Annotated in this window: 1 pseudogene; it reads right to left on the bottom strand. The window is 51.1% G+C overall.

From position 1 onward, the window contains the following. Positions 1–233 (bottom strand): annotated as a pseudogene (locus tag SB754_RS23170) (protocatechuate 3,4-dioxygenase subunit beta); the annotation flags it as partial.

The raw sequence follows: 233 nt of genomic DNA, 5'->3' as shown, positions 1-233 counted from the left end.
CCCGCGCAACACAATGTCGAACTTGTAGGCAAGCATATCCATCGGCAAATTAGCGTTCATGTCCAGAGGTGCGACCAGCCGTTCGACAGCTGATTTGTCGGGAATAGTTTTTACGATCGGGCAAATCCAGATCAGCGGATCGCCCTCGAAATACATCTGTGTGATGAGGCGCTGTGCAAAGCCATGACCGAATACAGAAAAATGGATGTGAGCCGGACGCCAGTCATTCACAC

The organism is Leifsonia sp. SIMBA_070 (assembly GCF_046534635.1).
GTDB lineage: Bacteria > Actinomycetota > Actinomycetes > Actinomycetales > Microbacteriaceae > Leifsonia.
The sequence above is the reverse complement of the archived record's forward strand: the minus strand, read 5'-3'. Positions and strand labels throughout refer to the sequence as shown.